Source organism: Reinekea sp. G2M2-21 (genome assembly GCF_015687175.1).
GTDB lineage: Bacteria > Pseudomonadota > Gammaproteobacteria > Pseudomonadales > Natronospirillaceae > Reinekea.
Map to the genome: position 1 here is coordinate 265,096 of NZ_JADPQG010000002.1, position 24,029 is coordinate 289,124.

Below are 24,029 nucleotides of genomic sequence, written 5' to 3' on the forward strand. Positions count from 1 at the left end.
GAGGCGATATGGACCAACTCAGAGCCCTACGGTATTTCGTTGCTGTGGCCGAAACCGGCAGCTTTACGGAATCGGCAAAACGCTTTGGCGTACCACCGTCGTCTTTGTCACGCCGGGTTGCCGATCTGGAAAACAGTCTTGGCGCAAATCTGTTGCAGCGCACCACGCGCTTGGTCAAGCTGACCGAAGTGGGGCAGGAATACTATCGTCAGGTGAAGGATGTTTTGGAACGACTCTCGCAAACCGATGCGTCTGTGCGTAACTACCAGACCGAACCCATGGGGCGTTTGCGCATCAGCTCCATGGTCGGTTTTGGTGAACGAATCCTGTTGCCATTGCTGGATAAGCTCAAAGCGGCGTACCCCAAGATCATACTGGATGTCAGCCTGACGGATGAGGTGTCGACGTTAAACCGCGACGACATCGACATCGCCATACGCGGTGGATACGTGCCCAATGAACGCGTGGTCGCGTTACCGTTGTTGGATAACAATTTCATTGCCGTCGCGGCCGAACACTACCTGATTCGCGCCGGGATACCCGCAAACCCATTCGATCTCAAACAACATCAAGGGCTTTATTTCCGCACGCCAATGGGACCTACACCTTGGCTCACCAACATAGACGGCCAATGGCACGATGTTTCAGGACCCGCCGCCCTGATCAGCAACAATGGACAATGGTTGGTACGACAAGCTATCAATGGGGAAGGCATTCTGTTCTTGCCTCGCTGGGTATTGCAAGAGGCGATCGCGCATGGGCACTTACAGGAACTACGCTTCGATCATCCGGTGAATATCACGCAACAACCGGATCTGGGTGTGTATCTGCTGTATCAGAAGCACCGCTACGCGATTCCGAAAATTCGCGTTGCGGTGGATTTTATTCGGCAGGAAGTCACCGATTCATTAAGTTAGCAGGGGCTGCCGTCGCAGGTTCTGGTAGTGGTGCCTAAATCGAGCGTTGTCTGCATCACGTGGCCATCGGTCGAAATATCAAATATCATCGAAGTGAATCCACCGCTGTCGGTTATTACTAGATTATCAGTAGTGGTATAAGTCACCGTACCTGAAAGACTATAGCGAATATCATTTTCATAGAACACGAAGTTAGAAACACTCCGACCGTCAATGTGATAAATAGTTTCTTCTGTAGTTGCCAACCAAGTAGCGTCAATCATCACAGAAAACTCTTCTGCTTTGGCTAAAGAAAGGTTATCCAGGTTTTCCTGCAACATGGTATCAGTCGTAATTAAGTCGGCGATACCTGTTCTGGTCTCTTCATAATCAATTCGCTCAACACCTTCACTATCATCAAGGTAAAAAACAAATCTTTTTTCAAATACACCATGATTTACTTCGTAATCGTAACCGTCATCATTAAGGCTGGATACACAACGTTCGGCATCTGTTTTGAATTTGAAAGTTATCGTATTCGCATTACTGTCTACAGTTTTACTCGCAGAAAAATGCTGCGTTCCATAGAGATCACAAGAAAACTCTTCATGGGTTTCAGTCGCGGCTTCTGGATTTGCCTGGAACTCTGCATAATCAGATTCAAGGCGATTAATTGATTCAAGCCTGCCCTTCACCAAAGCTTCCCAGTTGGCATTCGAATAAGAGGCTGATGCGAGAAGCATATATTGCCATTAACCAGAGGTTCCAGCACTAGCCGACCCACTAAAAAAGTTGTGCAGTTGCACCCCTCGATCACTTTCGATTTCATAAAACTCCAAATTCTCGACGGGCGGAATGGAGCCTTCCGGTGCTGTTGTTTCAGTCGGGCAACCACTGAACAAGGTTGCTGCGACACATGTCAGCGCGAGGGTTGTGCCCGTATCAAATAATTTCACGATCAATTTAATCCCATCCCAATCACCAGACCCACGGCAATCCCTAAGCCGACAATAATCGCCGCAATTACGGTACCGACAGCCTGATTGCCTTTGGCTAATTCATCGTGGGTATTAAACGGTGTGATTTTGTCGAACAACCAATAGCCTGCGGCCATGAATACCAGGGTGATAGTGCAACCAAATATGGCGTAAACGAAATTAATGAAAATGATGGACCAATCCATTATTTAATGTCCTCTTTAATAGTGAATATTTTTTCAACGTAGTTCAGGGTTTCTTTCGAATGATCACCGGTAACTTTGGGCAATGCGTGCACCATTGAGTCCCAAACTTTGGGGTTTAATCCGGCGTTTATGGCTTCGCGCTGAGCTTTCAGCAAGTTACCGCGTCCGGCGTTATAGGAGCCATACATAAAACGCAATCGTTCTTCGAGGCTTCGGCCTTTTTCCCAAAAATCGAACTGTTGCTTGTTGTACCAAATGCCCGCTGCAATGTTCCATTTCGGTTCTGTAGCGGTACCTTCAATAAACTTACTTTTGACTCTTATCTCTTCAAACGTACGCGGCATAATTTGCATGATCCCCTGCGCGCCCACATAGCTTTTTGCTTCAGGATTCAAATTACTTTCGGCAACGGCCTGCGCCTTGAAGTAATGCCAGTCAAAAGCAGGGCTAAAGAAACGTTTACTGTATTTGCGAAAGTAGTCGTCGTAATCGTCATGGTGTTTGTATTTGCTGAAGTCGGCGGCAATGGCTGCACCGGTTGTGAGCAGAAGGCACGTAACAACAAACAGGAACTTTGCCAGGGCTTCAGAATTCCGCATCATCGCCTTCTACCTGAACACCCAAATGTACTGGATGGATGAAGGGTTGCTCTATCCGCGCCCACAGATCATCCGCCAATTCTTTCGGGTAAACCCGCATCGACGCCAGTTCATCGCGGTGGACAAAGCGAGCTTCACTGATCATATGCTCATCACCACCGAGCCCAGCCAGATTGGCCAGTGTCAATTCACCCTGCCATTCCGTTACCCGGAAAAACTGCTCCATATGGTAGGTATTCTCAGACAGCGACTTGAATTCCCGAACATACACCAGTTCACCGACGCTAGTGACGTCCAGCCCGGCTTCTTCTTTAACTTCACGTACAACGGTATCTCGTGTGGTGGCGTCGACGGTTTCCAAACCACCCCCGGGAGGTACCCAAAAAGTACGGCCATTCATGGTGTGTTTGATCAGTAGTACAGTGTTATCCCGAACCAATAGTCCAGCAGCGCGGATTCGATGTTGCATACAGCTTCCTTTTCTTGAGTCCGGCATTAAAACCAATCCTGCGCGGTAGTGCAATGTCGCTCCAAGACGCTTGATGCAGGTCAATGCCGGATGTCATCAACAAGCGCAACATTTAACCAACATTGCACATCAACATCCGAATTCTGGTAGACACCAGAGCCACTTGGATGACAAAAGTGAGCCATGGCGGCTACCTCTCGGTTAGGAGGCCTCCATGACTACGTCCTATACATTCCTGAAACGTTTTTCTGAATTGCGTCTGACTGACGTGCCTCTGGTTGGCGGTAAAAACGCCTCGTTGGCCGAAATGTACCGCGAGCTATCGGGGGCTGGGGTGAAAGTGCCTAATGGCTTTGCCACCACCGCGGACGCCTACTGGGCGTTGCTGGATGAAAACCATCTGCGCGACCGCATTACCGGACTACTGGCGGATCTGGATAAGCGCGATGTGGATGCGTTAAAACGTTGTGGCAGTACCATCCGAAGCTTGATCCGCCACGCCACCCTGCCGGCGCAACTGGCTAATGAGTTGCGACAAGCCTATCACGAGCTCAGTCAGGAAGGCGGGGCCGATGTCGCCGTGCGCAGTTCGGCTACAGCAGAAGATCTGCCAAACGCCTCTTTTGCCGGTCAACAAGAAACATATTTAAATGTGCAGGGTGAAGAAGCCCTGATGGAAACCTGCAAAGCCTGCTTTGCCAGCCTGTTTACCGACAGGGCGATCAGTTACCGGGAAGATCAGGGGTTTGATCACATGAAAGTCGCTCTGAGCATCGGCGTGCAGCGAATGGTACGTTCGGACAAAGGTGCCTCTGGAGTGATGTTTACGCTCGACACCGAAACGGGTTTTGATCAGACCGTGCTAATTACCGCCGCCTATGGTCTGGGCGAAAACGTCGTTCAGGGTGCGGTCAATCCCGACGAATACCAGCTGTTTAAACCCGCTTTGCGGTCTGGCAAACGGTCGATAATCCGCAAACACCTTGGCGAAAAAGCCATTCAAATGGTGTATGCCGAACACAAGCCTCATCGTTCACCGGTAAAAAATATTCACGTCGGCAAAGCTATGCGGGAGCGCTTTGCGCTTACGGACGAAGAAGCAGAGCAATTGGGCCGGTACGCGCTGGCTATTGAGGATCACTACAGTCAACTGGCCGGACAATATCGCCCCATGGACATCGAGTGGGCAAAAGACGGCATCTCTGGTGAACTGTTTATTGTTCAGGCCCGACCCGAAACTGTTCACAGCCAACGTCAGCAAGCCGTCATCGAAACCTATGTGCTGAAGCAGCACAGTGATGTACGCATTACCGGGAAGAGTGTCGGGAACAAAATCGCCAGCGGTCGTGCCCGGGTGATTCTGGATGCAGCCCATATGAACGAACTGAAACCCGGCGAGGTGTTGGTCACCGACATCACTGACCCGGATTGGGAACCAATCATGAAACTGGCCAGCGCCATTGTAACCAACCGTGGCGGCCGTACCTGCCACGCGGCCATCATCGCACGTGAACTGGGCATACCGGCGGTCGTCGGCACCTCCCACGCGACCGACGTGCTGCACGATGATGAACCGGTTACTGTTTGCTGCGCCGAAGGCGATACCGGGTATGTCTATAAAGGGCAATTGGCCTTTGATATTCAGCGTCACGAATTGGCCGATGACCGCGTGTTAAAGACCAAAGTCATGGTTATCCTGGGCAACCCTCAAAAAGCGTTTGAAGTTCAGTATCTGCCCAACGACGGTGTCGGCCTGGCGCGTCTGGAATTCATCATCAACAGCGGCATTGGCATTCACCCCAACGCTCTGTTGAACTTTAAGGACCTCGGCCCGGAATTGCAGAAGCAGATTCAATCGCGCATCGCCGGTTACGAAAATCCAGTCGCCTTTTATGTCGACAAGTTAACCGAAGGTATCGCGACGCTCGCTGCTGCCTTTTACCCCAAACCCGTTATCGTCCGGCTGAGCGACTTCAAATCGAACGAGTACGCGCAATTGATCGGTGGCGAAGCCTATGAAGAAAAAGAAGAGAACCCGATGATCGGTTTCCGCGGCGCGTCCCGCTATATCGATTCTCGTTTCCGTGACGCATTTGCGTTGGAATGTCAGGCACTGCGACGCGTCCGCAATGACATGGGGCTCACAAACGTTGCCATCATGGTGCCTTTTGTTCGTTCCGTCGATGAACTGCTGGCGGTACAGAAAGAACTAAAAAGCCATGGGTTAGAACGTGGCAAGGACAATCTGCAATTGTTTGTTATGTGTGAAGTTCCGACCAACGCGTTATTGGCGGATCGATTCCTCAAACACTGTGACGGTTTTTCCATTGGCTCCAACGACCTGACGCAGCTGACACTCGGTGTGGATCGTGACAGCCAACTGGTGACAGGACACGACGAACGAGACGATGCGGTTAAAGTCTTGATGAAACTGGCCATTGATGCCTGTAAAGCCCAACACAAATACATTGGTATTTGTGGACAGGCGCCCAGCGATTGGCCGGAAATCACCCGTTGGTTAGTTGAGCAGGGTATCGAATCCATCTCACTGAATGCCGACACCTTGCTGGCCATGCGCACCTTGGTCGCGGATGTTGAAAGCAAACAATAAACTAATCCAAGTCGGCATCTTATGACGATGCCGACCTTCCCTTAGTAAGAAGACACCGACACAATGACAGAAAGCTATAAAGTAGTATTCAACTAATACCTTGCGATCACGTCAACTTGCTATGTTCACACTCGGCGATATTCCTGCACCAGCAATGGGCGTCGTCAAACCATCCAGAACACAACAACAAAAAATTATGGAGAGAGAACAATGAAAAAAATTCTAATGATTACCGGCGATTACACCGAAGACTATGAAACCATGGTTCCGTTTCAAACCTTGCTTGCGGTTGGTCACCAGGTCGATGCTGTCTGCCCAGACAAGATTTCCGGCGACACCGTTGCCACAGCCATTCACGATTTCGAAGGTGAGCAAACGTACTCCGAAAAACGCGGACACAACTTCGCGCTAAATGCGACATTCGCAGATGTGAACGCAGCAGATTACGATGCTTTGGTTATTCCTGGGGGGCGTGCGCCAGAATACTTACGCTTGAACAAAGCGGTACTGAACATGGTGCAGCATTTTTTCGTGACCAACAAACCGGTGGCCGCGATATGCCACGGCGCACAACTGCTGGCAGCCGCGGGTGTGTTGGAAGGAAAAACCTGTTCTGCTTACCCAGCGTGCCAGCCAGAAGTCGAAGCTGCGGGAGGAACTTTTGCCGCGATTGAGGTGACGGCCGCGGTGACCGATGGAAATCTGGTGACGGCACCGGCATGGCCTGCGCATCCGCAATGGTTGGCTCAGTTCATGGCGCTGCTGAAATAGTCGCCAAAAACTCTCCCGACACAAAGTCACGGCGGATTGTTAATTGCCGCTTTGGTCGCATAGCCAGACCGTGAGATCGGGTTATACTCACGCTGGCTTGTGACTCGAAAAAGGAAACTGTGTATGTGCAAACTCTTTATCGGCGCCGACGCCAAACTCTGGAAAAGCAGTACCCGTTCCATCCGAATCGACGGTATGGTGACCAGTGTCCGTTTGGAGAATTATTTCTGGAACGTGCTGGAACGTATCGCCGCCCGTGATGAAATGAATATCCCACAGATGTTGACGCGACTTTACCACGAGTCAATCGACGCCGGTCACGATCTCGGTAACTTCACTTCTTTTTTGCGCGTGTGCAGTATGCGTTATCTTGCGCTGCAGTTGAGTGGCGACATTCCATTGAACGAAAGTATTTCAATTGCTTCTTTAGACGCAGATTCCATTTTGTCACAAGAAGTTGAAAACATGCATTGACAGCCAATAGCAAACCGGGGCAAATTAGCTGAACGACGTGCGAAGTGAATCGCCAAGACAGAACGACACTTTCTGAACAATTAAAAAAAAAGGAATGACCGTTGAGACCTTCTGCTCTATTGTTAAAAGCTGTCGAAAACAACATTCATTGGTGCGACGCCGTTGCACAATCCCATTCACTGACCACACACTTCACGGAACATCATTGGTACTGTACCAATGCCACACCTCCGCTTTACCCGAACATCATTACCCGTCAACCCAAGCATTTTAACCCTGCGCAATTCAACGACCTGATGGGAAAACTAAACACAGATTGGGCTATGAAAGACAGCTTTCACGAAGCAGAGCAGTTTGAGCACGCCTATCTGAACTTATTTACCGCGCACTGGTATGGATACGAACCTCGCAACCTGCGTGACCACGGCTTTCATTACCCTCAACTGAAAACGGTCAAAGACAGTCATCAATTAGCGTTGTGGGTCGCAGCCTGGGGGCAAACACCCGCGGGACAAACTATTTTCAACGACCGCTTGCTGCAACACCAATATGTGACCTTTGTTTTCTTAACTGAACAGTCAGTTATGACATGCGGTGCCATTTTGTTCGAGCACAGTGACGTATTGGGTATTACAAATTTGTTTGGCAGCAAAGAAGAACAGCAGCGTCTGGTCAGAACGATTCAGGTCAGCTTTCCTGAAAAAACACTGGTTGGTTATGGTGATGACGCTGAGTTCACCCTGTTAAAACCTTTTGGCTTTCATGAACTGGGCAAACTCAGCGTACTCCTGTCTCAGCGTTAATCGCGCAGTTGCGTCACGCGATAACCGGCCTGTTTAAACTGGTTGAGTAAGCCGTGGTCGGCGGCCATGTGCAGTGCACCCACCGCAACGCATTGTACGCCGTCGTGAGTAGAACCCAACAGGGATTTCATCCACGCATTATTACGTTCAACTAACATGCGTTGTTCCACACGCTCATAACCTTCGAACGCGGCCTGTTCGTACATGGTTGCAACGTCACCACTGCGCCAATTTCCATACAAGTCCTGGACCAGTTGATCTACATCGTTCATATCGGCTGTTGAAAACTCGACAAACTCATCGCCATACTCATCCGACAATTCATCAAACATATTCAGTTGCCACAGCAGGGTTTCAAATGCGCGCACTGGTATATTCTGCTGCTGCGCGAAACGTTGCAGATACATGTCCAGCCCTTCACCGGTAAAGCCTCTCTGTTGAAAAATCATTAGTGTCAGTTGGTTCGCTGCAGCCCAAGGTTTTAGTCCTTGCAACAACGACAAAGGCACGCCGGCCTTATCCGCCAGAATCTGCAATTGTTGATAAGCATTCTCAGACAACTGATCCTGGAGTTTGTCGCCCACGGGCAATCGCATCATTTGTTGAAGTTCGTGCAATACGTTGGCGTCCTTCAGTTCATCACTGTCAGCTTCCAGCCAAAGTGCATCGCATTTTTGCAATGTCGAGGCATAGACGGGCGGTAGCGGATAAGAGTCCGGCTTCAGAACGTGGATCGTGCCAAACAGATAGAACTCCTGTTCGCCATCGACATGCCAAATGGACGCAGCATAGGAATGCACACCGAGAAAAAGTGAAAAAAGAGTTATGAGAGAACGCATAGGTTTTACCAGAAAAGTTTTGCCATACCTTAACACGGCACCGTTTAAAAATGTTTGCGGCAAGTCTGACTTTACTTTCCTGATAACAAAAACGGGCCCGCAGGCCCGATTAGGTGTGTGCTATGACATCAGGCTTCTGTTGTTTCTTTGTGCAGAAAACCAACGGTTAGCGCGGCACGTCCGACGGCCGACAACAGCGCCTGTAAATTTGCGGTTGTAGTGTCTTCATTAATGGACGAGGCGACAGATTCAACACCATCGACGGTGATACAAACACTCGCGATGGCGTCGGCGTCGGTACCCTGACGTAACGCGTGCTCATCAAACTGGGTGACTTTCATGGTCACACCGTAGTGCTGACTTAAGGCGTCTGCCAGCGCTTCCAGCGCGCCCTGACCTTTACCCTGTAACTCCAATGGCTCCGCTGCTTCGATGCGGAAAGTCGCCAGAGTTTGCGAATCCTGCGTGCTTAAATCGTATCCGCGTAAATTCCAACCATCTGGTATGGCGACAAAATGCTCATCAAAGATGGCTTTGATTTCTTTACCTCGCAGTTCAGAGCCGGTTTGTTCGGCAACTTTCTGTACCACTTTGGACACGTGTAGGTGCATCCACTTCGGTAATTCAATGCCGTAATCCCGTTCCAGAACATGAGCGACACCACCCTTCCCTGATTGCGAGTTGATGCGCACGACGGCTTCGTAGTCGCGCCCCAAATCAGCAGGGTTAATGGGCAGGTATGCCACTTCCCAATGTTCGAGCCCCTTCTTGTTATGGAACTCCAGCGACTTACGGATCGCATCCTGATGTGAACCGGAAAAAGCGGTGTAGACCAATTCACCCACCCAAGGGTGACGCGGGTGAACAGGTAAGTCAGTCACTTCGGTACAGATGTCGATCATCTCCTGAACATTACTGAAATCCAATTCAGGGTCGATACCCTGCGAATACAAGTTCATCGCCAGGGTAACCGTGTCCATATTGCCGGTTCGTTCACCGTTGCCAAGCAACGCGCCTTCAACGCGATCGGCACCGGCCATCAAACCTAATTCAGTTGCCGCCACACCACAGCCGCGATCGTTGTGGGTGTGCAATGACACAATGACATGTTCACGTTGATGCAAACCGCGGCACATGTACTCAATCTGGTCCGCGAAGACGTTCGGTGTGCTCATCTCAACCGTCGCAGGTAAATTAATGATCACCGGCTTGGTGTTTTGCGGATCCCACTCATCGATCACCTGATTACAAACATCTATGGCGTAATCCACTTCTGTGCCGGTAAAACTCTCCGGCGAATACTGGAATTGCCAATCTGTGTCAGGGTTCTGTGCCGCGTATTCCTTGACCCATTTCGCCCCCTGCACGGCAATCGCGGCGATTTCTTCTTTGTTCATGCCGAAGGTTTGTTCACGCTGCACAGTGGATGTGGAGTTATACACATGCACAATGGCACGCTTCACACCGCGCAAGGCTTCGTAGGTTTTCGCGATCAGATGTTCGCGCGCCTGCGTCAACACCTGAATAGTCACGTCATCGGGAATGAGGTTATCGTCGATCAATTTACGGGCAAAGTCGTACTCCGGCTGCGCCGCCGACGGAAAGCCGATTTCAATTTGCTTGAAACCAAGCTTCACCAAAAGGTTAAACAGGCGAACCTTTTGTTCAACGCTCATGGGTTTCACCAGCGCCTGGTTACCATCGCGCAGGTCCACAGAACACCAGATTGGCGCTTTGGTCAGTTGTTTGTCAGGCCAGGTGCGGTCTTTCAGTGACAGAGGCGCATACGACTTATATTTGCGGTAATCAAAAGAACCCGATTCAGCCATCTGCTGAGCAACGGATTTGTTGTCGTGTTGCGTTACGTTAGCCATATGCCACCCTGTGCATTATTCATTGGAAGTTGTAGAGACAAGTAAAGGCGCGCACGGATGGGGCCGTACGCACCTTTGTAAAACTGTTCATGCTTTTGGTGCCTGATTAAAGCACCGGTTCACTGGATCAGTGGGTTGACATGGTAGGGCGATGGTTGCCGATGAGCAAACCTTGCGAATCAGACTTTGGGTAGGAAGTCTGCAAACCACTCATTGCCTAAGCTTGGGAGAAAGTCTACGCAGAGCAGGGCGCAATGTCCTTGCGTTATTCATTTATTTTGACCATATTTAGCAAGAAATCACCAGTATATTTAAATTTTCAGCAAGTTATTGTCTTAAAGGCGGATTGGTATGGCAGAAAGTACAACGTTAGACCGGTTTGACCGGCAGATTCTCGAGTTAATCCAACAAGATGCGGGGTTATCGAATCAGGACATTGCTGAAAAGGTGGGTTTGTCGGCCTCGCCCTGTTCGCGCCGAATCAGAAGTCTCGAGGAGCGCGGCTTTATTGATCAGCGCATCACGCTGGTCAACCGCAAGGCGGTAAACCTGAACCTGATTGCCATAGTGGGCATCCGCATGGACAAACACACGCCCGAACGCTTTGCCCGTTTCGAGCAAGCGATCCGTGAAATCGACGAGGTGATTGAGTGCTTTTTGGTCACCGGTCAGGACTCAGACTACCAACTCAAGGTGGCCGTGCCGGACATGGACCATTACCACAATGTGCTGCTCAAGCACATCACGACTATTGAAGGTGTCGACGGCGTGCATTCGAGCTTTCTGCTGAGGGACATCATTAAGAGCAAGCCATTACCGTTGAAATACTTGTCGTAGAAAACACGCATAAAAAAGCCCCGCAATTTATGGGGGCTTATTGGCCGGTAACAGGCAATATTAACCCTCGCAATCAGCCTGTTTAACCATGACGGTGTCCATTAATACATCGTCCGAGCTGGTGTAGTTAAATACCAACGTCGCGCCACGTTCCAGCAGTGTTTTTGACGGGTTCATGTCACAGGAACTTTGAACGACCCCTTCGCGTAAAACATCCGCAAGGTTGTCGACAATGTCCTCGGCGGCGAGTCCAACTAACTTGTAGTTGTACGCCATAGATGTTCCTTGAGCCATGACACTGGAAAGCTCAGTATCGGCATCGACCATAGCCGGTAACTGAGCGTTATAAGCATCCGCTGTCGCCGCTAATGTTCCAATGAGTGCCTTGTTCGTTTCGCATAGGCCCTGAGCTAATGTCACTGAGTACTCTTCTGTAATCGCCAACTTACCGGTGTCGCTTTCTTGAATCACCATGTAATAACTGTCATCGGAAAAACAGTTCAAATTGGAATATCGAGTAGCGGTAATTTTAGCGCTGGTTTCATCCAGCAACGCCACTCGAACATTTGAATAGTCGCTGGCATCACCTGCCTGTTTCGCGCTGACTAACAGTTTAGGCAACATTGCCTTAAGGCTGGCAAGCGGTAACGCCATTGTTTGTTCCGTGCCATCGGCAGATCTTCGACTGGACAGCAACTGACCTTCGTCAGCGTACAAATCGACGACAGCGGCATCGAAGTTCGAGCTCAGCGTTTGGTAGCGATCGAAGAATTGCGTCGCCGATTCTGTGGTAATCGCCTGCGATAAGCTCGATAGAGCGACAAGAGAACTGGCTACGGCAATGTTAAGAGTTGTGTTTTTCAAACTGATTTCCTTTTGAATCCGTTCAATTGAGCATATTTGTTCAAGCGGCGATTAAACGGAATTCCTAGCTGCATACAAGTACTCCGTAGCGAAATCATAATGGGAATCCAAATACCAAGGAATTGCTCGAAATTTTCACCATAAAACGGTAGCAAATGGTGGGATAGGTACTCAATTGGCATTGAATACGATACGCACTTAGCAAGTCCGACTTCATTTCCGTACGAGTTAAAACTCTTTTTCAGCATGAATTTGCGTATCAAAGAAACACTGCGTCAACATAGACAAAATATCGTCAAAATTAATGTGTTGGTCACAGCTCAAACGCATCCAAGACATCGGTTAACGGATTTTTGACGCAAACTCTCGTTTTTTGATCAAAACTTCACCAGCCCAAACAGGCCACATTGACGTCGAGTTACCAGCCTTTAAGATCGCGGCTTTTAAATTGCGGTAAACTGAGACAACAACGAGCCATGCCTTTTACGCTGAACCTGACCCTAAAAGACCTGATGATCATCATTGGTTCTGCTCTTATGATCACGCTATTATTGCCCAAAATCTTGGTCCCGGTGTTAATTGCGTCTTCCGGAGTTCCGGCAAATTACGTCGAAGCGTCAGAGTCTCGCGCGGAAGGCGACCTGATTAACATCTGTTTTGAAGACATAGCGCGCAAGTCCAATCTATCGGTGGACAGCCTTCGCTTAGATAAACGTTCCACGGCTTACCGTGGCGATCGCTATAACGTCCATGGCTATGTCGAAAGAAACGATGGGGACTACGATTTCCAATGCTGGTTTGCGGCCAACGGTGAATTTGAATCATCCCAAGCCAACCGCTTCAGTTTGCAAGACGCGTCATCAAAGCCCTCAAGCCCTTTTTAAAGCAGGGAACTTCGTCGAGGGAAACTACCTGGACACGTTCAAATAGCCTCAGGCTTAGCAGATCAGAAACTGAACGAGGCGCGTGTGGCAGGAATGGTGCCTTCTTTGCAAAACACACAACAGTTCTCAGGTATGGATCTGCAAGACCCAGAGGACGGGGCTGCAATTCTCGATTTCATTGTTAAGCCCTTTGCCAAGATAAAGATATTACCGACCGAACTGCCTGGATACCCCCATATTTCCGTGCCCGCATAGATAGATGGCAATTATTCAGACGTACCCCAGATACATTTAAATGCCACTGACACTGCTTTTTTAAATTTTCCGGTATACTGCGCGGTCTCATTCACTTGGATTTGTGCAGTACACCATGAAGGAACAGATTAAAGCCCGCCTTTGGATTATGGCCCCGATAATCAGCGTGGGCATACTTTTCGATCAACTCACTAAAATCTGGGCCGTTAACGCTTTGCAGGGTGGTCCGCGCTACAGTTTTTTAGGCGACACCATCCGTATTGCATACGCTGAAAATATCGGAGCCTTTCTGGGGCTCGGTAATTCATTGCCCCCGCATTTACGCATGTTGATATTCACGGGGCTGGTCGGTTTATTTCTGTTAGGACTGTTCATCTACTTGCTGGTGGCAAAACAGATGGACAAGTTAAGCTTAGCGGCTCTGAGCCTGATTTTCTCAGGCGGATTCAGCAATTTTATTGATCGGGCCATGAACGATGGTGCCGTTGTCGACTTTATGAATATGGGCATTGGCGGATTGCGCACCGGCATTTTCAATGTCGCCGACGTCTATATCATGATTGGCGCCGGTCTGATCATCGCCGGCCAGTGGCTGGTCGAGCGCCACAAACCCTGACGATGACCCTACTCCGTCCCTTCATCGCGGCCCTCAGCGGCCTGTTTCTGATCGGCTGTGTGCAGAATGTGCGGCCGATCGGTCTGGATGACAACCAGGCGTTCTCACCAAGACATGTATATTTTGCCACCAATCGCAATGAAACCGACAAGACCAACTTGAACAAACGCTTTGGTCAAGACCGAGCCGACGTCAGCTTTGGTGTTAACACGGTTGCGATCCCCGCGGATTATCCCAAGGCACACTCCGCATCTTTTATTCACTGGAACTTACCGCTAAAACGCAATCCTGAAAAACATCTCGCTTTAGTGAATTCTGCTCCCTTATCAGAAGCGGCATTTTATGAGCGTATCAGTACAGAAACGCGACGATTTAATCCGCACGATGCACTAGTTTTTATTCACGGTTACAACGTCACCTTTGAACGGGCAACGCGCATCAGCGCCAAGATGGCCTATGATCTGAACCTGAGCGGTCCGGTGGTGATGTTCAGTTGGCCATCGGAAGAAAGCGCCACCAAGTACACCGTCGATGAAGTCAACCTGCAATGGAGTCAGCCAGACATTGATCGTTTCCTGGCGCAACTGTTCGCACAAACCGACATTGAACGGGTGTATCTGTTAGCCCACAGTTTGGGGAATCGGGCGTTAACCCGTTCGCTGATACATCTGCTCAGCCAACACCCGCAATACGCGGCTCGCATTGGGGCTGTCATTTTTGCCGCACCGGATATGGACAGTGAGATCTTCGCGCGGGATTTTCTGCCCAAGCTCACCCCTTACAAACTGCCGATGACACTCTACGTTTCCTCCCGTGACCTGGCACTTTCCGCCTCCAGTAGGTTGCACGGATATCCAAGGGCGGGTGAAGCAGGGGACAACATCATTGTTACCCCAGGCGTAGATACCGTTGATGCCAGCGATGCCGAAGCCGAACTGCTGGGTCATGAATATTTTTCGCAAGGCGCTCACACCATTGCAGACATCTACCAGTGGATTATTGAAGGCAAATCCGCCGATCAACGTGATAATTTGCTGGCAATTGAGCACGCAAATGGCCATTACTGGCAAATCGTACCCAGCGAATAAGCACCGGTTAAACCGCAAACACCCATCGTCAAATAGTAGGATGACCCTCTGGTAATTCTGGGGCTTCCCTTTCTGCCGTGCTAACCTACCTACTGATAGGTTGATCAGTAACAGGAGAGTAGCGCATGTCAAACAGCATAACGCAATTGAAAACCGACGTTCTGGTACTGGGCTCAGGTCCTGGCGGCTACTCTGCCGCCTTTCGAATAGCGGACTTAGGCAAAAAAGTTACCCTGGTCGAACGCTATGCCACTTTAGGTGGTGTGTGTCTTAACGTTGGCTGCATTCCGTCCAAAGCGCTGTTGCATGTCGCTCAGGTGATTAATGAGCCAAAAGAGTCAGGACATATTGGCGTTACCTTCGAAGAGCCCAACATCGACATTGAGGCTATCCGTGCCTTTAAGGATAAAACCGTGCAAAAGCTCGTCGGTGGTGTGGGCGGCATGGCCAAAACCCGTCATGTACAGGTCGTTCACGGTACCGGCAGCTTTGCGGATAGCCATACTCTCACCGTAAACGGCAGCGAAGGGCAGACGACTATTGTATTCGATCATTGCGTTATTGCAGCCGGTTCACAGCCGGTGACCTTGCCGTTTATTCCGCATGACGATTCCCGGATTTGGGACAGCACTCAGGCGCTGGAGCTACCCTTCATACCACAAAAAATGCTGGTCATCGGTGGTGGGATCATCGGTCTGGAAATGGCCACAGTCTATGAAGCGTTGGGCAGCCAGATCACCGTTGTCGAGTTCGCCGATCAGCTCGTACCGGCCGCCGATACTGACCTGGTGAAAGTTTATCAACGTTACAACAAAGACCGCTTTTGGATACACCTGAAAACCAAAGTTACGGCAGTGCATGCCGACGCTAAAAACCTGACCGTTACCCTGGAAGATGCCAAAGGTGAGAGCCGGACCGAGCAATTCGATGCGGTACTCGTCGCGGTGGGGCGTCGACCGAACGGCAAGCTTATCGGCGCGGAACAGGCAGGTGTTGTGGTGGATGACGCGGGGTTCATTCCGGTGGATGCGCAGTTGCGAACCAATGTTCCGCACATTTTTGCCATCGGCGACATTAACGGCAATCCGATGCTGGCCCATAAGGCGACTCACGAAGGACACGTGGCGGCGGAAGTTATTGTAGGCCACAACGTTGCCTTTGAGCCACGGGCCATTCCGTCGGTCGCGTACACCAATCCAGAAATCGCCTGGACCGGTCTGACCGAAAAGGAAGCCAAGCAACAATCGCTGAATGTCGAGGTGGCCACGTTTCCTTGGACGGCCAGTGGGCGTGCCATTGGCGCAGATCGCCAAGAAGGCAAGACCAAGCTCATATTCGATAAAGACAAGGGCAAGCTGTTAGGCGCCGGCATTGTTGGCATCAATGCCGGGGAATTGCTGGGTGAGCTCAGCCTGGCGCTGGAGTTCGACGCCGACATTGAAGACATTGCACTGACCATTCATGCGCACCCAACACTGCATGAAACTGTTGGCCTGGCGGCAGAAATGGGCGCAGGGACCATCACCGATTTGCCGAATCCAAAAGCCATAAAGCGCGGCTGATTTTCTTTCAATATGCAGTGGTAACGTTGCGAAAAGGGTTTCGGTAAACATGCCGATTAACCACTTTTCGCCACCACTGTCTGCGTTCATAATTCAGTAACAACACACACTTAGGAAGACTTCAGGTGAGCAGTACCCGAGACGCATTAATGGACCGTGCGGAGTTTTACATCCGCACCGGCGGCTACAGTTCTTTCAGCTTTCGTGATTTGGCGAAAGATCTGGCGATAAAAAGTGCGAGTGTTCACTACCATTTTCCGACAAAAACGGACCTCGGCACGGCCGTCATGCAGCGCTATAACGACCGTTTCAAAGCAGCGTTGCCCGACCCGTCGTTAACAACCTTAACGGCGCCCGAGCACGTGCGTCATTACATCATGATGTTCTACACCGAAATGATGCAGAATCAATCAATGTGTTTATGCGCGGTTTTAAGCGTGGAGCAGATGTTGTTGCAACCGGCGCTGACAGATTCGGTTGATGCATTTTATACGCTAAACCTCGATTGGCTGACCTCTGTCTTTCAGCTTTCACCGCAACCGGCGTTGCCGAAAGCGCAGGCAGTGCAGCGCGCGACGCAAGTGCTTGCGACACTGCAAGGGGCTTTGATTGGCGCGAGTGCACGCACAGAGGCTGACTACTTTATTATGGCGGCCAAGGCCCTGTACAAAGACCTGTTCGGTAAGGATTTGCGTTTTCCATCAACCCATTGATGCCCAAAAACCCGGACCGTTGATCTTTTACCGAAGCGAGGATTTCCGTCACCAACTTGACGCTTTGTTGTATTTTTGCAGCCTGAACACCGTTTTTGTGGAATTTTTTGTGAACTGGTCGATCTTTATAGGTAACCGTAGTCGTTGTACAGAAGGTTAACGATGAGTGATGCACTGCCCACCTATTCACGTTTAGAAGATCAGTTAAACGTTTCCTCGCACGCACTGGGCGGTGCACTCTCACTCGTCGGCACGGCGCTGATGCTGATTGTCGCCATTCATCATGACAACAACTGGGCCATTGTCAGTGCGGTTATCTACGGGGCGTCCCTGATCACGATGTTCGCTTCGTCGGCCATCTACCACGGCATTCAAAACCCCAAGATCCGCTCACTGATGCAACGTTTTGACCACATCGCCATCCTCTACCTGATTGCCGGAACGTTCACACCTTTCGCGCTGGTCAGTCTGCAAAATCTTTGGGGCTGGCTGGTTTTTGGTTTCGTTTGGTTCTGTGCCATTACGGGCACCATCGTGCATCTGACGCCATTGCGTCGTTACCATCTGATGATGGTGGTGTTAAACCTGATCATGGGATGGTCGGCTCTTTTGCTGATCGGCCCCTTGATGGCCGTCATTGAGCCGGCAGGTTTGGGTATGCTTATTGCCGGTGGCATCACCTACACTCTGGGTCTGGTGTTCTACCTGAACGACCGCCTCTGGCTCAACCATTTCATCTGGCACCTGTTCGTCCTGATCGGCGCTGGCCTGCACTTCTGCACCGTCTTGTTTTACGTGTTGTAAGAAACTCAGACGGGCCAAATAAGCCTTCATTTTGACTTGTACCGCCTGCAACTTCGATTACACTGAAATGTACCTCTAATGTATTTGACGCTTCGAATCACCCACCTGTAACCAGAAGGAACTCTGAGTGCTGACCGGACATTGCCATTGCGGCAACATAACACTGACTGCCAATAAGCATCCCAAAACAATTACCGAATGTAACTGCTCGATCTGTCATCGCTATGGTGCTCGCTGGGCTTATTATACCGTCGCCGACGTCAGCATCGAGTTACGCGACACACCAACCGTCACCTATCGTTGGGGCAACAAGATGATCGACTTTCATCATTGTCCACATTGCGGGTGCATGACACATTATTCCGGTGTTGAGGCGCAACCCAAGCCAGACGACCGCATCGCCATCAATACCCGCATGTGTGCCATTGATCAGATGGCCGACATAACTATCCGGCACTTTGATGGCGCTGACAGCTTTAAATATCTCGACTGATTCTTGAAGAAAAAAGGATACCTGATGACCTCATTGGTTTTTAATGGAGAAGCATTTTTACCGGGAAAGATCGTCTGTGTGGGTCGCAATTACGTCGACCACATCAAAGAACTCGGTAATGACATGCCTGACGACATGGTGGTGTTCTGCAAACCTAACACCGCTGTTTCCGACAGCCTGTTGGCTGAGCAGGATGAACCCCTGCATTACGAAGCCGAACTTTGTTTTCTGGTCAGCGACGATGATCTAACCGGTGTCGGAATCGGGCTGGATCTGACTAAACGCAACCTGCAAAACGAATTGAAGAAAAAGGGGTTACCCTGGGAGCGCGCCAAAGCATTTGATGGTGCGGCAACCTTCAGTTACTTCGTACCGGTGCCGGAAGACCTGTCGAAACTGACGTTCACGCTGCATATCGACAACGAGCTGATGCAACAAGGTGATCCCTCGCTGATGATCTACTCACCGGAAACCATCCTGCTTGAGTTATCACGGTTCATGACACTCAACGATGACGATATTATTATGACCGGCACGCCTAAGGGCGTAGGCACGGTAAAAGAGGGCAGTCAATTTGTCGGTCGTGTTTATTACGACCATGAATTGCTGATCGAACACACATGGATAGGACAATAACATGAACGTTAAACTGGTCATTGGTAACCAAAATTACTCCACTTGGTCTCTGCGACCCTGGCTGCTACTTAAAGCTTTCAATGTACATTTCGAAGAAGTGAAAGTTTCGCTAGCCGAAGAAGGCTTACGGGAACGACTGCTGGAACATTCACCAACCGCCAAAGTACCCGTGTTAATTGAGCGTGACTTGCATATCTGGGATTCGCTGGCGATCTGTGAGTACGTGAATGACGTACACCTCGAAGGCAAAGGCTGGCCACATACCGCGAAAGATCGAGCCAAGGCACGTGCCGTTACCTGTGAAATGCATTCGGGCTTTGTCGCCGTTCGCGGGGCGATGCCCATGAATATTCGAGCTAAGCGCAAAGTGAATATCACCCCAGCGGTCGCACAGGACATTGCACGGATTGAAGCAATCTGGGCAGATCACCACCGATCCGGATGGTTGTTTGAAAGTTTCAGCATTGCTGATTGTTTTTTTGCACCCGTGGCTTTCCGCTTCCAAACCTATGGCGTGGAATTAAACGAAGCCGCCAGCCAGTATCAGCACAAATTATTGGCCCATCCGGCCATGGCACTATGGGTTGAAGCAGCCCTTGCCGAAGATGGAATCCTGCCGGTCGATGAGGCCGGAGAGCCGGTTTAATTTTACCTCTGAAAGGGGCAAACTGTTTTACCCCTTTGTCTTACCTCGCCCGTCAATCATTTCCAGTATAGCCATATGCAATAAACTAAACCTATTTCTATCACGTATCTTCTTCAATTAATCTCATTTACACGCTATGTTAAGAACCTGACCTGAATTTAACGATAAAAAAAGCCGTCGGAGACTGATATGAAACGCATCATTGCTACCCTGACCCTGCTTTGTTCCGTAGCCTTTGCCGACGTATCTTTTATAGATGCCGAATCCATCGCACTACGAGGACAACCGAAATACGCGCCCGGATTTCTTCATTTTGATTACGTTAATCCCGACGCACCAAAGGGAGGCATGTTACGCAGCGAAGCCATTGGTACATTTGACTCGCTAAATCAATATGGTCAACGAGGTGATCGTGTCATTAACGCAGACGCACTGAATGACACTTTAATGACCGATTCGGACGATGAAATATCTGTCTATTATCCACTCATCGCAGAGCGTATCCGGTACGCAGATGACTACTCATCCATCACCTTCTTCATAAATCCTAAGGCTCGATTTTCAGATGGTAAAAAAATAACCGCAAACGATGTGAAATTTTCATTCGAAAAATTCTCAACTCAAGGTGTGCCACAGTTTGCAAAATACTACGCCTTTGTAAAATCCATTGAGGTGTCCTCGGAAAACACAGTCACCTTCAGCTTAGAGGGCGCTGACAGAGAACAAATGATGTCTCTTTGCAATTTGACGGTATTGCCGGAACACTTCTGGTCCAGCCGAGACTTGTCTGAGCCACTAAAGGAAGTCCCGATTGGCAGCGGCGGTTTTACCATCAGTGATTTCAAATTTGGGCAGTACGTCATTTATAAACGTTTACCCGATTACTGGGCCACGGATCTACCGGTAAACAAAGGGCAAAGTAACTTCGATGAATATCGTTTTGATTATTACCGAGATCAGACAGTCGCATTTGAAGCATTTAAGGCTGGGGATATCGATATTTGGCAGGAATCAATCGCCAAAAATTGGGCAACCGCCTATGACATACCTGCAATTCAGCAAGGAAGAATGATTCGTGAAGAGATAGAACATGACATTCCTCAAAACATGCAAAGCTTTATTTTTAATACCAAGCGAGCTGTGTTCTCTGACGTCAGAGTCAGACAGGCACTGAATTACGCATTGGACTTTGAATGGATGAATAAGAATCTGTTTTACGACCAATACTCTCGAACAGTCAGTTATTTTCAAGGCACCGACTATATGGCGCGCCAGCTACCAAGTGATGAGGAACTGGCCATTCTGGAGCCTATTCGTGACAAAATTCGCCCAGAAGTATTCACCCAGATTTATGAGCCGCCAAAAACCGACGCGAGTGGGAATATACGCAGCAATTTAAGAGCTGCGCTGGCCTTATTGAAAGAAGCAGGGTGGGAAGTTAAAAATCAGAAATTAACCAATGTCGACACTGGTGAATTATTCACTTTCGAACTTTTGACTTACAGTCCAACAACTGAACGAATAGCGATCCCGTTGCAGGAAAACTTGCAAAAAATGGGTATTGAAATGACTATTCGGCAGGTTGACACTTCCCAATTTGTGAATCGGTGGCATGACCATGATTTCGACATGGTCTCCATGCGCTATAGCGCAAATGCTTATCCGTCGAGCAACCTGCAGATTGTTTGGCGATCCGACTTTGTCGATTCTACTTATAACCAGGCTAATGTTACGGACGAGGCAGTTGACTATTTGATAGACGGTATCGTCGCCAACCAATCGGATGAAAATGCGCTTTTGCATTGGGGCAGAGCACTTGACCGTGTTTTGCTTTGGAACCATTACGTCATTCCACAATGGCATTTGAGCAAATTCCGTGTCGCTTACTATGACAAGTTTAGTCGACCCGCGCAGCGACCGAAATACGCACTGGGCACATCTACCTGGTGGCTTGACAAGGAAAAAGCCAACAAACTCAAACAGTAAGAGAGCATCCGAATGGGCAGCTATGTCATCCGACGTTTGCTTCTTATGATTCCAACCTTGTGGGCAATAATTACACTGAATTTTTTCATTGTGCAGATTGCTCCGGGTGGCCCCGTGGATCGAATTCTTGGACAAATGCAAGGCATCAATGGGGAGCTTCTAGACAGGGTTACCAACGCTAACCAAGAAGAAACCTCTGTGACATTTGACAATGCGGAACAGACTAGCTATCGGGGTGCTCAAGGACTCGACCCTGAAATCGTCGCTGCCATTGAGAAACGTTTTGGGTTTGATAAGCCAATAACTGAACGTTATTTCGACCTGCTTTGGAACTACATTACTTTTGACTTTGGAGACAGTTTGTTTAAATCAGGCACGGTCATTGAACTTATCGTCGACCGTATGCCGGTATCCGTTTCGCTGGGACTGTGGAGCACGTTGATCATATATTTGGTTTCTATCCCTCTGGGCATTCGAAAAGCGTTACGTCATGGCACCCATTTCGATGCTTGGACAACAACCATTCTAGTGGCTTTAAATGCCATCCCGGGTTTTCTATTTGCAGTATTACTTGTCATCTTATTTGCCGGAGGAAGCTATTTTGATTGGTTTCCTCTACGAGGCCTTGTGTCGATCAACTGGCAAGACCTTCCCTGGTGGCAAAAAATCCTCGACTACTTCTGGCATATGACGCTACCGATAGTGGCGACGGTCGTCGGAGGCTTTACCGTATTAGCCATGTTAACTAAAAATAGTTTTCTTGATGAAATCAGCAAACAGTATGTTGTGACAGCACGAGCCAAGGGTAACTCTGAAAACCGGGTTTTATATAAACATGTCTTTCGAAATGCCATGCTGATTATTATTGCGGGTTTCCCTGCAACATTCATCAGCATGTTCTTTACCGGTTCGGTGCTTATCGAAGTGATCTTTTCATTAGAAGGACTCGGATTGCTCGGTTTTGAAGCAACGACTCAGCGAGACTATCCGGTCATGTTTGCAACACTCTATATCTTCACATTACTCGGTTTACTACTTGGGTTGATAGGTGACTTAATGTACACCATTGTCGATCCCAGAATTGATTTTTCAGCGAGGTGAATCACTTGTCTCCCCTGAATCAACGTAGACTGAATCGCTTCAAGAAAGATCGGAGAGCTATCATTTCTTTCTGGCTATTTAGTTTACTTTTTATGGCCTCTCTTTTTTCGGAACTTATTGCGAACGACAAACCACTGTTGGTGAAATATGAATCGCATTTTTTCGTTCCGTTTTTAAAGGCTTATTCAGAAACTGAATTTGGCGGCGACTTTGAAACTGAGGCCGATTACAAAGATCCCTACGTCATAGATCTCATTGAAGCTAATGGATGGATAATTTGGCCGGTTATTCGCTTCGACTACTCAACCATAAATTATGACTTACCCACACCTGCGCCGTCGCCACCAGATCAGACAAACTGGCTGGGAACGGATGACAATGGTCGCGATGTAGTTGCAAGAATACTGTACGGTTTTCGTATCTCCTGCCTTTTTGGTTTCACGTTAACAATCATATCTGCTTTGATTGGTGTCATCGCGGGCGCGCTTCAGGGGTTTCACGGTGGAAAGCTAGATCTTCTTTTTCAGCGTTTCATTGAGGTGTGGGGCAGCATGCCTACGCTCTTTATTCTTATTATCCTCGCTAGCGTTGTTCAACCAAGTTTTTGGATGCTGATGGGGTTTTTATTGCTGTTCAGTTGGATGGGCTTTGTCGGTGTCGTGCGCGCTGAGTTTTTGAGAACCCGGAATTTCGAATACGTGCTCGCCGCCAAAGCTTTGGGGATGAGTAATAATCGCATTATGTTCAAGCATGTTCTACCCAATGCCATGGTGGCAACGCTTACCCTGATGCCTTTTGTGTTGAGCGGTTCAGTGACCACACTTACGTCATTGGACTTTCTCGGCTTCGGGCTTCCTCCAGGATCGCCCTCGTTGGGCGAACTTTTAGCACAGGGAAAAGCCAACATTCAAGCGCCCTGGCTAGGATTATCCGCCTTTTTTGTTATCGGACTATTAATGGCTTTGCTGGTGTTTATCGGCGAAGGTGTTCGCAATGCTTTCGACCCACGACATACGGATTGAAAA

At 49.2% G+C, this 24,029-nt stretch carries 27 protein-coding genes; 19 read left to right on the forward strand and 8 right to left on the reverse strand.

All coding sequences use genetic code 11. The features are described 5' to 3' along the window. Window positions 1–8 precede the first annotated feature (8 nt). A complete protein-coding gene (locus IYN85_RS09935; protein ID WP_196158740.1) occupies window positions 9–917 on the forward strand; it encodes a LysR family transcriptional regulator in 909 nt (302 codons plus the stop codon). Here the strand turns inward: IYN85_RS09935 and IYN85_RS09940 are convergent. The 5 genes from IYN85_RS09940 to IYN85_RS09960 are packed head-to-tail and all read right to left on the reverse strand — an operon-like array spanning window position 914 to window position 3,147. Then, complete coding sequence (locus IYN85_RS09940; protein WP_196158741.1) at window positions 914–1,639, reverse strand: hypothetical protein; 726 nt, start codon at window positions 1,637–1,639, stop codon at window positions 914–916. The genes IYN85_RS09935 and IYN85_RS09940 overlap by 4 nt on opposite strands. A 9-nt stretch (window positions 1,640–1,648) precedes the next feature. After that, window positions 1,649–1,852: a hypothetical protein gene (locus tag IYN85_RS09945; protein WP_196158742.1), complete on the reverse strand. Its 204-nt coding sequence runs from the start codon at window positions 1,850–1,852 to the stop codon at window positions 1,649–1,651. 2 nt (window positions 1,853–1,854) lie between these two features. Beyond that, window positions 1,855–2,079, reverse strand: coding sequence for a DUF350 domain-containing protein (locus IYN85_RS09950; RefSeq protein ID WP_196158743.1), 225 nt, complete (start codon window positions 2,077–2,079; stop codon window positions 1,855–1,857). After that, a complete protein-coding gene (locus IYN85_RS09955) occupies window positions 2,079–2,681 on the reverse strand; it encodes a transglycosylase SLT domain-containing protein (protein WP_196158744.1) in 603 nt (200 codons plus the stop codon). Before IYN85_RS09955 ends, IYN85_RS09950 begins: the two co-directional genes overlap by 1 nt. Beyond that, entirely contained in the window at window positions 2,665–3,147 is a 483-nt protein-coding gene (locus IYN85_RS09960; protein WP_230390665.1) for an NUDIX domain-containing protein, read from the reverse strand. The genes IYN85_RS09955 and IYN85_RS09960 overlap by 17 nt, the downstream gene beginning before the upstream one ends. A gap of 214 nt (window positions 3,148–3,361) precedes the next feature. Here IYN85_RS09960 and ppsA point away from each other — a divergent pair, with 214 nt between their 5' ends. The 4 genes from ppsA (at window position 3,362) to IYN85_RS09980 (ending at window position 7,806) form a co-directional block, all read left to right on the forward strand. Then, window positions 3,362–5,758 (forward strand): phosphoenolpyruvate synthase, encoded by a 2,397-nt coding sequence (ppsA, locus tag IYN85_RS09965; protein WP_196158746.1) that lies wholly within the window; start codon window positions 3,362–3,364, stop codon window positions 5,756–5,758. A 210-nt stretch (window positions 5,759–5,968) separates the two neighbouring features. After that, on the forward strand, window positions 5,969–6,529 hold the full coding sequence (locus tag IYN85_RS09970; RefSeq protein ID WP_196158747.1) for a DJ-1/PfpI family protein: 561 nt from the start codon (window positions 5,969–5,971) through the stop codon (window positions 6,527–6,529). Between the two features lie 123 nt (window positions 6,530–6,652). Next, entirely contained in the window at window positions 6,653–7,003 is a 351-nt protein-coding gene (locus IYN85_RS09975; protein ID WP_196158748.1) for a ribbon-helix-helix domain-containing protein, read from the forward strand. A gap of 101 nt (window positions 7,004–7,104) precedes the next feature. After that, complete coding sequence (locus tag IYN85_RS09980; protein WP_196158749.1) at window positions 7,105–7,806, forward strand: hypothetical protein; 702 nt, start codon at window positions 7,105–7,107, stop codon at window positions 7,804–7,806. Here IYN85_RS09980 and IYN85_RS09985 read toward each other — a convergent pair. Both IYN85_RS09985 and leuA read right to left on the reverse strand, forming a co-directional pair. Next, on the reverse strand, window positions 7,803–8,645 hold the full coding sequence (locus tag IYN85_RS09985; protein ID WP_196158750.1) for a TraB/GumN family protein: 843 nt from the start codon (window positions 8,643–8,645) through the stop codon (window positions 7,803–7,805). The two genes, IYN85_RS09980 and IYN85_RS09985, sit on opposite strands and share 4 nt — an antisense overlap. A 128-nt stretch (window positions 8,646–8,773) precedes the next feature. Beyond that, window positions 8,774–10,519 (reverse strand): 2-isopropylmalate synthase, encoded by a 1,746-nt coding sequence (gene leuA, locus IYN85_RS09990; RefSeq protein WP_230390666.1) that lies wholly within the window; start codon window positions 10,517–10,519, stop codon window positions 8,774–8,776. Window positions 10,520–10,870: 351 nt separating this feature from the next. On the opposite strand from leuA, the gene IYN85_RS09995 reads away from it, so the two are divergent. Then, window positions 10,871–11,356 carry an Lrp/AsnC family transcriptional regulator gene (locus tag IYN85_RS09995; protein ID WP_196158751.1) on the forward strand — a complete coding sequence of 162 codons (486 nt, stop codon included), beginning with the start codon at window positions 10,871–10,873 and terminating at the stop codon, window positions 11,354–11,356. Between the two features lie 60 nt (window positions 11,357–11,416). Here the strand turns inward: IYN85_RS09995 and IYN85_RS10000 are convergent, their stop codons facing one another. Then, window positions 11,417–12,220 carry a hypothetical protein gene (locus IYN85_RS10000; protein ID WP_196158752.1) on the reverse strand — a complete coding sequence of 268 codons (804 nt, stop codon included), beginning with the start codon at window positions 12,218–12,220 and terminating at the stop codon, window positions 11,417–11,419. Between the two features lie 476 nt (window positions 12,221–12,696). Between IYN85_RS10000 and IYN85_RS10005 the strand changes: the two genes are divergently transcribed. The 13 genes from IYN85_RS10005 to IYN85_RS10065 all read left to right on the forward strand — a co-directional run bounded on the left by IYN85_RS10005 (window position 12,697) and on the right by IYN85_RS10065 (window position 24,026). Next, the gene (locus IYN85_RS10005; RefSeq protein ID WP_196158753.1) at window positions 12,697–13,104 is read left to right on the forward strand and encodes a hypothetical protein; all 408 of its coding nucleotides are present in this window, start codon (window positions 12,697–12,699) and stop codon (window positions 13,102–13,104) included. A 105-nt stretch (window positions 13,105–13,209) separates the two neighbouring features. Beyond that, entirely contained in the window at window positions 13,210–13,359 is a 150-nt protein-coding gene (locus IYN85_RS10010; protein WP_196158754.1) for a hypothetical protein, read from the forward strand. Between the two features lie 115 nt (window positions 13,360–13,474). Next, complete coding sequence (gene lspA, locus IYN85_RS10015) at window positions 13,475–13,975, forward strand: signal peptidase II (RefSeq protein WP_196158755.1); 501 nt, start codon at window positions 13,475–13,477, stop codon at window positions 13,973–13,975. Between the two features lie 2 nt (window positions 13,976–13,977). Beyond that, window positions 13,978–15,063, forward strand: a complete 1,086-nt coding sequence (locus IYN85_RS10020) for an alpha/beta hydrolase (protein ID WP_196158756.1) — start codon at window positions 13,978–13,980, stop codon at window positions 15,061–15,063. 125 nt (window positions 15,064–15,188) lie between these two features. Further along, window positions 15,189–16,625, forward strand: a complete 1,437-nt coding sequence (gene lpdA / locus IYN85_RS10025; RefSeq protein ID WP_196158757.1) for a dihydrolipoyl dehydrogenase — start codon at window positions 15,189–15,191, stop codon at window positions 16,623–16,625. 125 nt (window positions 16,626–16,750) lie between these two features. Next, the gene (locus IYN85_RS10030; protein ID WP_196158758.1) at window positions 16,751–17,338 is read left to right on the forward strand and encodes a TetR/AcrR family transcriptional regulator; all 588 of its coding nucleotides are present in this window, start codon (window positions 16,751–16,753) and stop codon (window positions 17,336–17,338) included. Window positions 17,339–17,500: 162 nt separating this feature from the next. Next, complete coding sequence (locus IYN85_RS10035) at window positions 17,501–18,142, forward strand: hemolysin III family protein (protein WP_196158759.1); 642 nt, start codon at window positions 17,501–17,503, stop codon at window positions 18,140–18,142. 127 nt (window positions 18,143–18,269) lie between these two features. After that, on the forward strand, window positions 18,270–18,635 hold the full coding sequence (locus IYN85_RS10040; protein WP_196158760.1) for a GFA family protein: 366 nt from the start codon (window positions 18,270–18,272) through the stop codon (window positions 18,633–18,635). A gap of 24 nt (window positions 18,636–18,659) precedes the next feature. Further along, entirely contained in the window at window positions 18,660–19,271 is a 612-nt protein-coding gene (locus tag IYN85_RS10045) for a fumarylacetoacetate hydrolase family protein (RefSeq protein ID WP_196158761.1), read from the forward strand. Window position 19,272: 1 nt separating this feature from the next. Next, entirely contained in the window at window positions 19,273–19,917 is a 645-nt protein-coding gene (locus IYN85_RS10050; protein WP_196158762.1) for a glutathione S-transferase family protein, read from the forward strand. 189 nt (window positions 19,918–20,106) lie between these two features. Beyond that, window positions 20,107–21,903, forward strand: coding sequence for an extracellular solute-binding protein (locus IYN85_RS10055; protein ID WP_196158763.1), 1,797 nt, complete (start codon window positions 20,107–20,109; stop codon window positions 21,901–21,903). A 12-nt stretch (window positions 21,904–21,915) separates the two neighbouring features. Further along, the gene (locus IYN85_RS10060; protein ID WP_196158764.1) at window positions 21,916–23,004 is read left to right on the forward strand and encodes a microcin C ABC transporter permease YejB; all 1,089 of its coding nucleotides are present in this window, start codon (window positions 21,916–21,918) and stop codon (window positions 23,002–23,004) included. Further along, a complete protein-coding gene (locus IYN85_RS10065; protein WP_196158765.1) occupies window positions 23,001–24,026 on the forward strand; it encodes an ABC transporter permease in 1,026 nt (341 codons plus the stop codon). The genes IYN85_RS10060 and IYN85_RS10065 overlap by 4 nt, the downstream gene beginning before the upstream one ends. Window positions 24,027–24,029 lie beyond the last annotated feature (3 nt).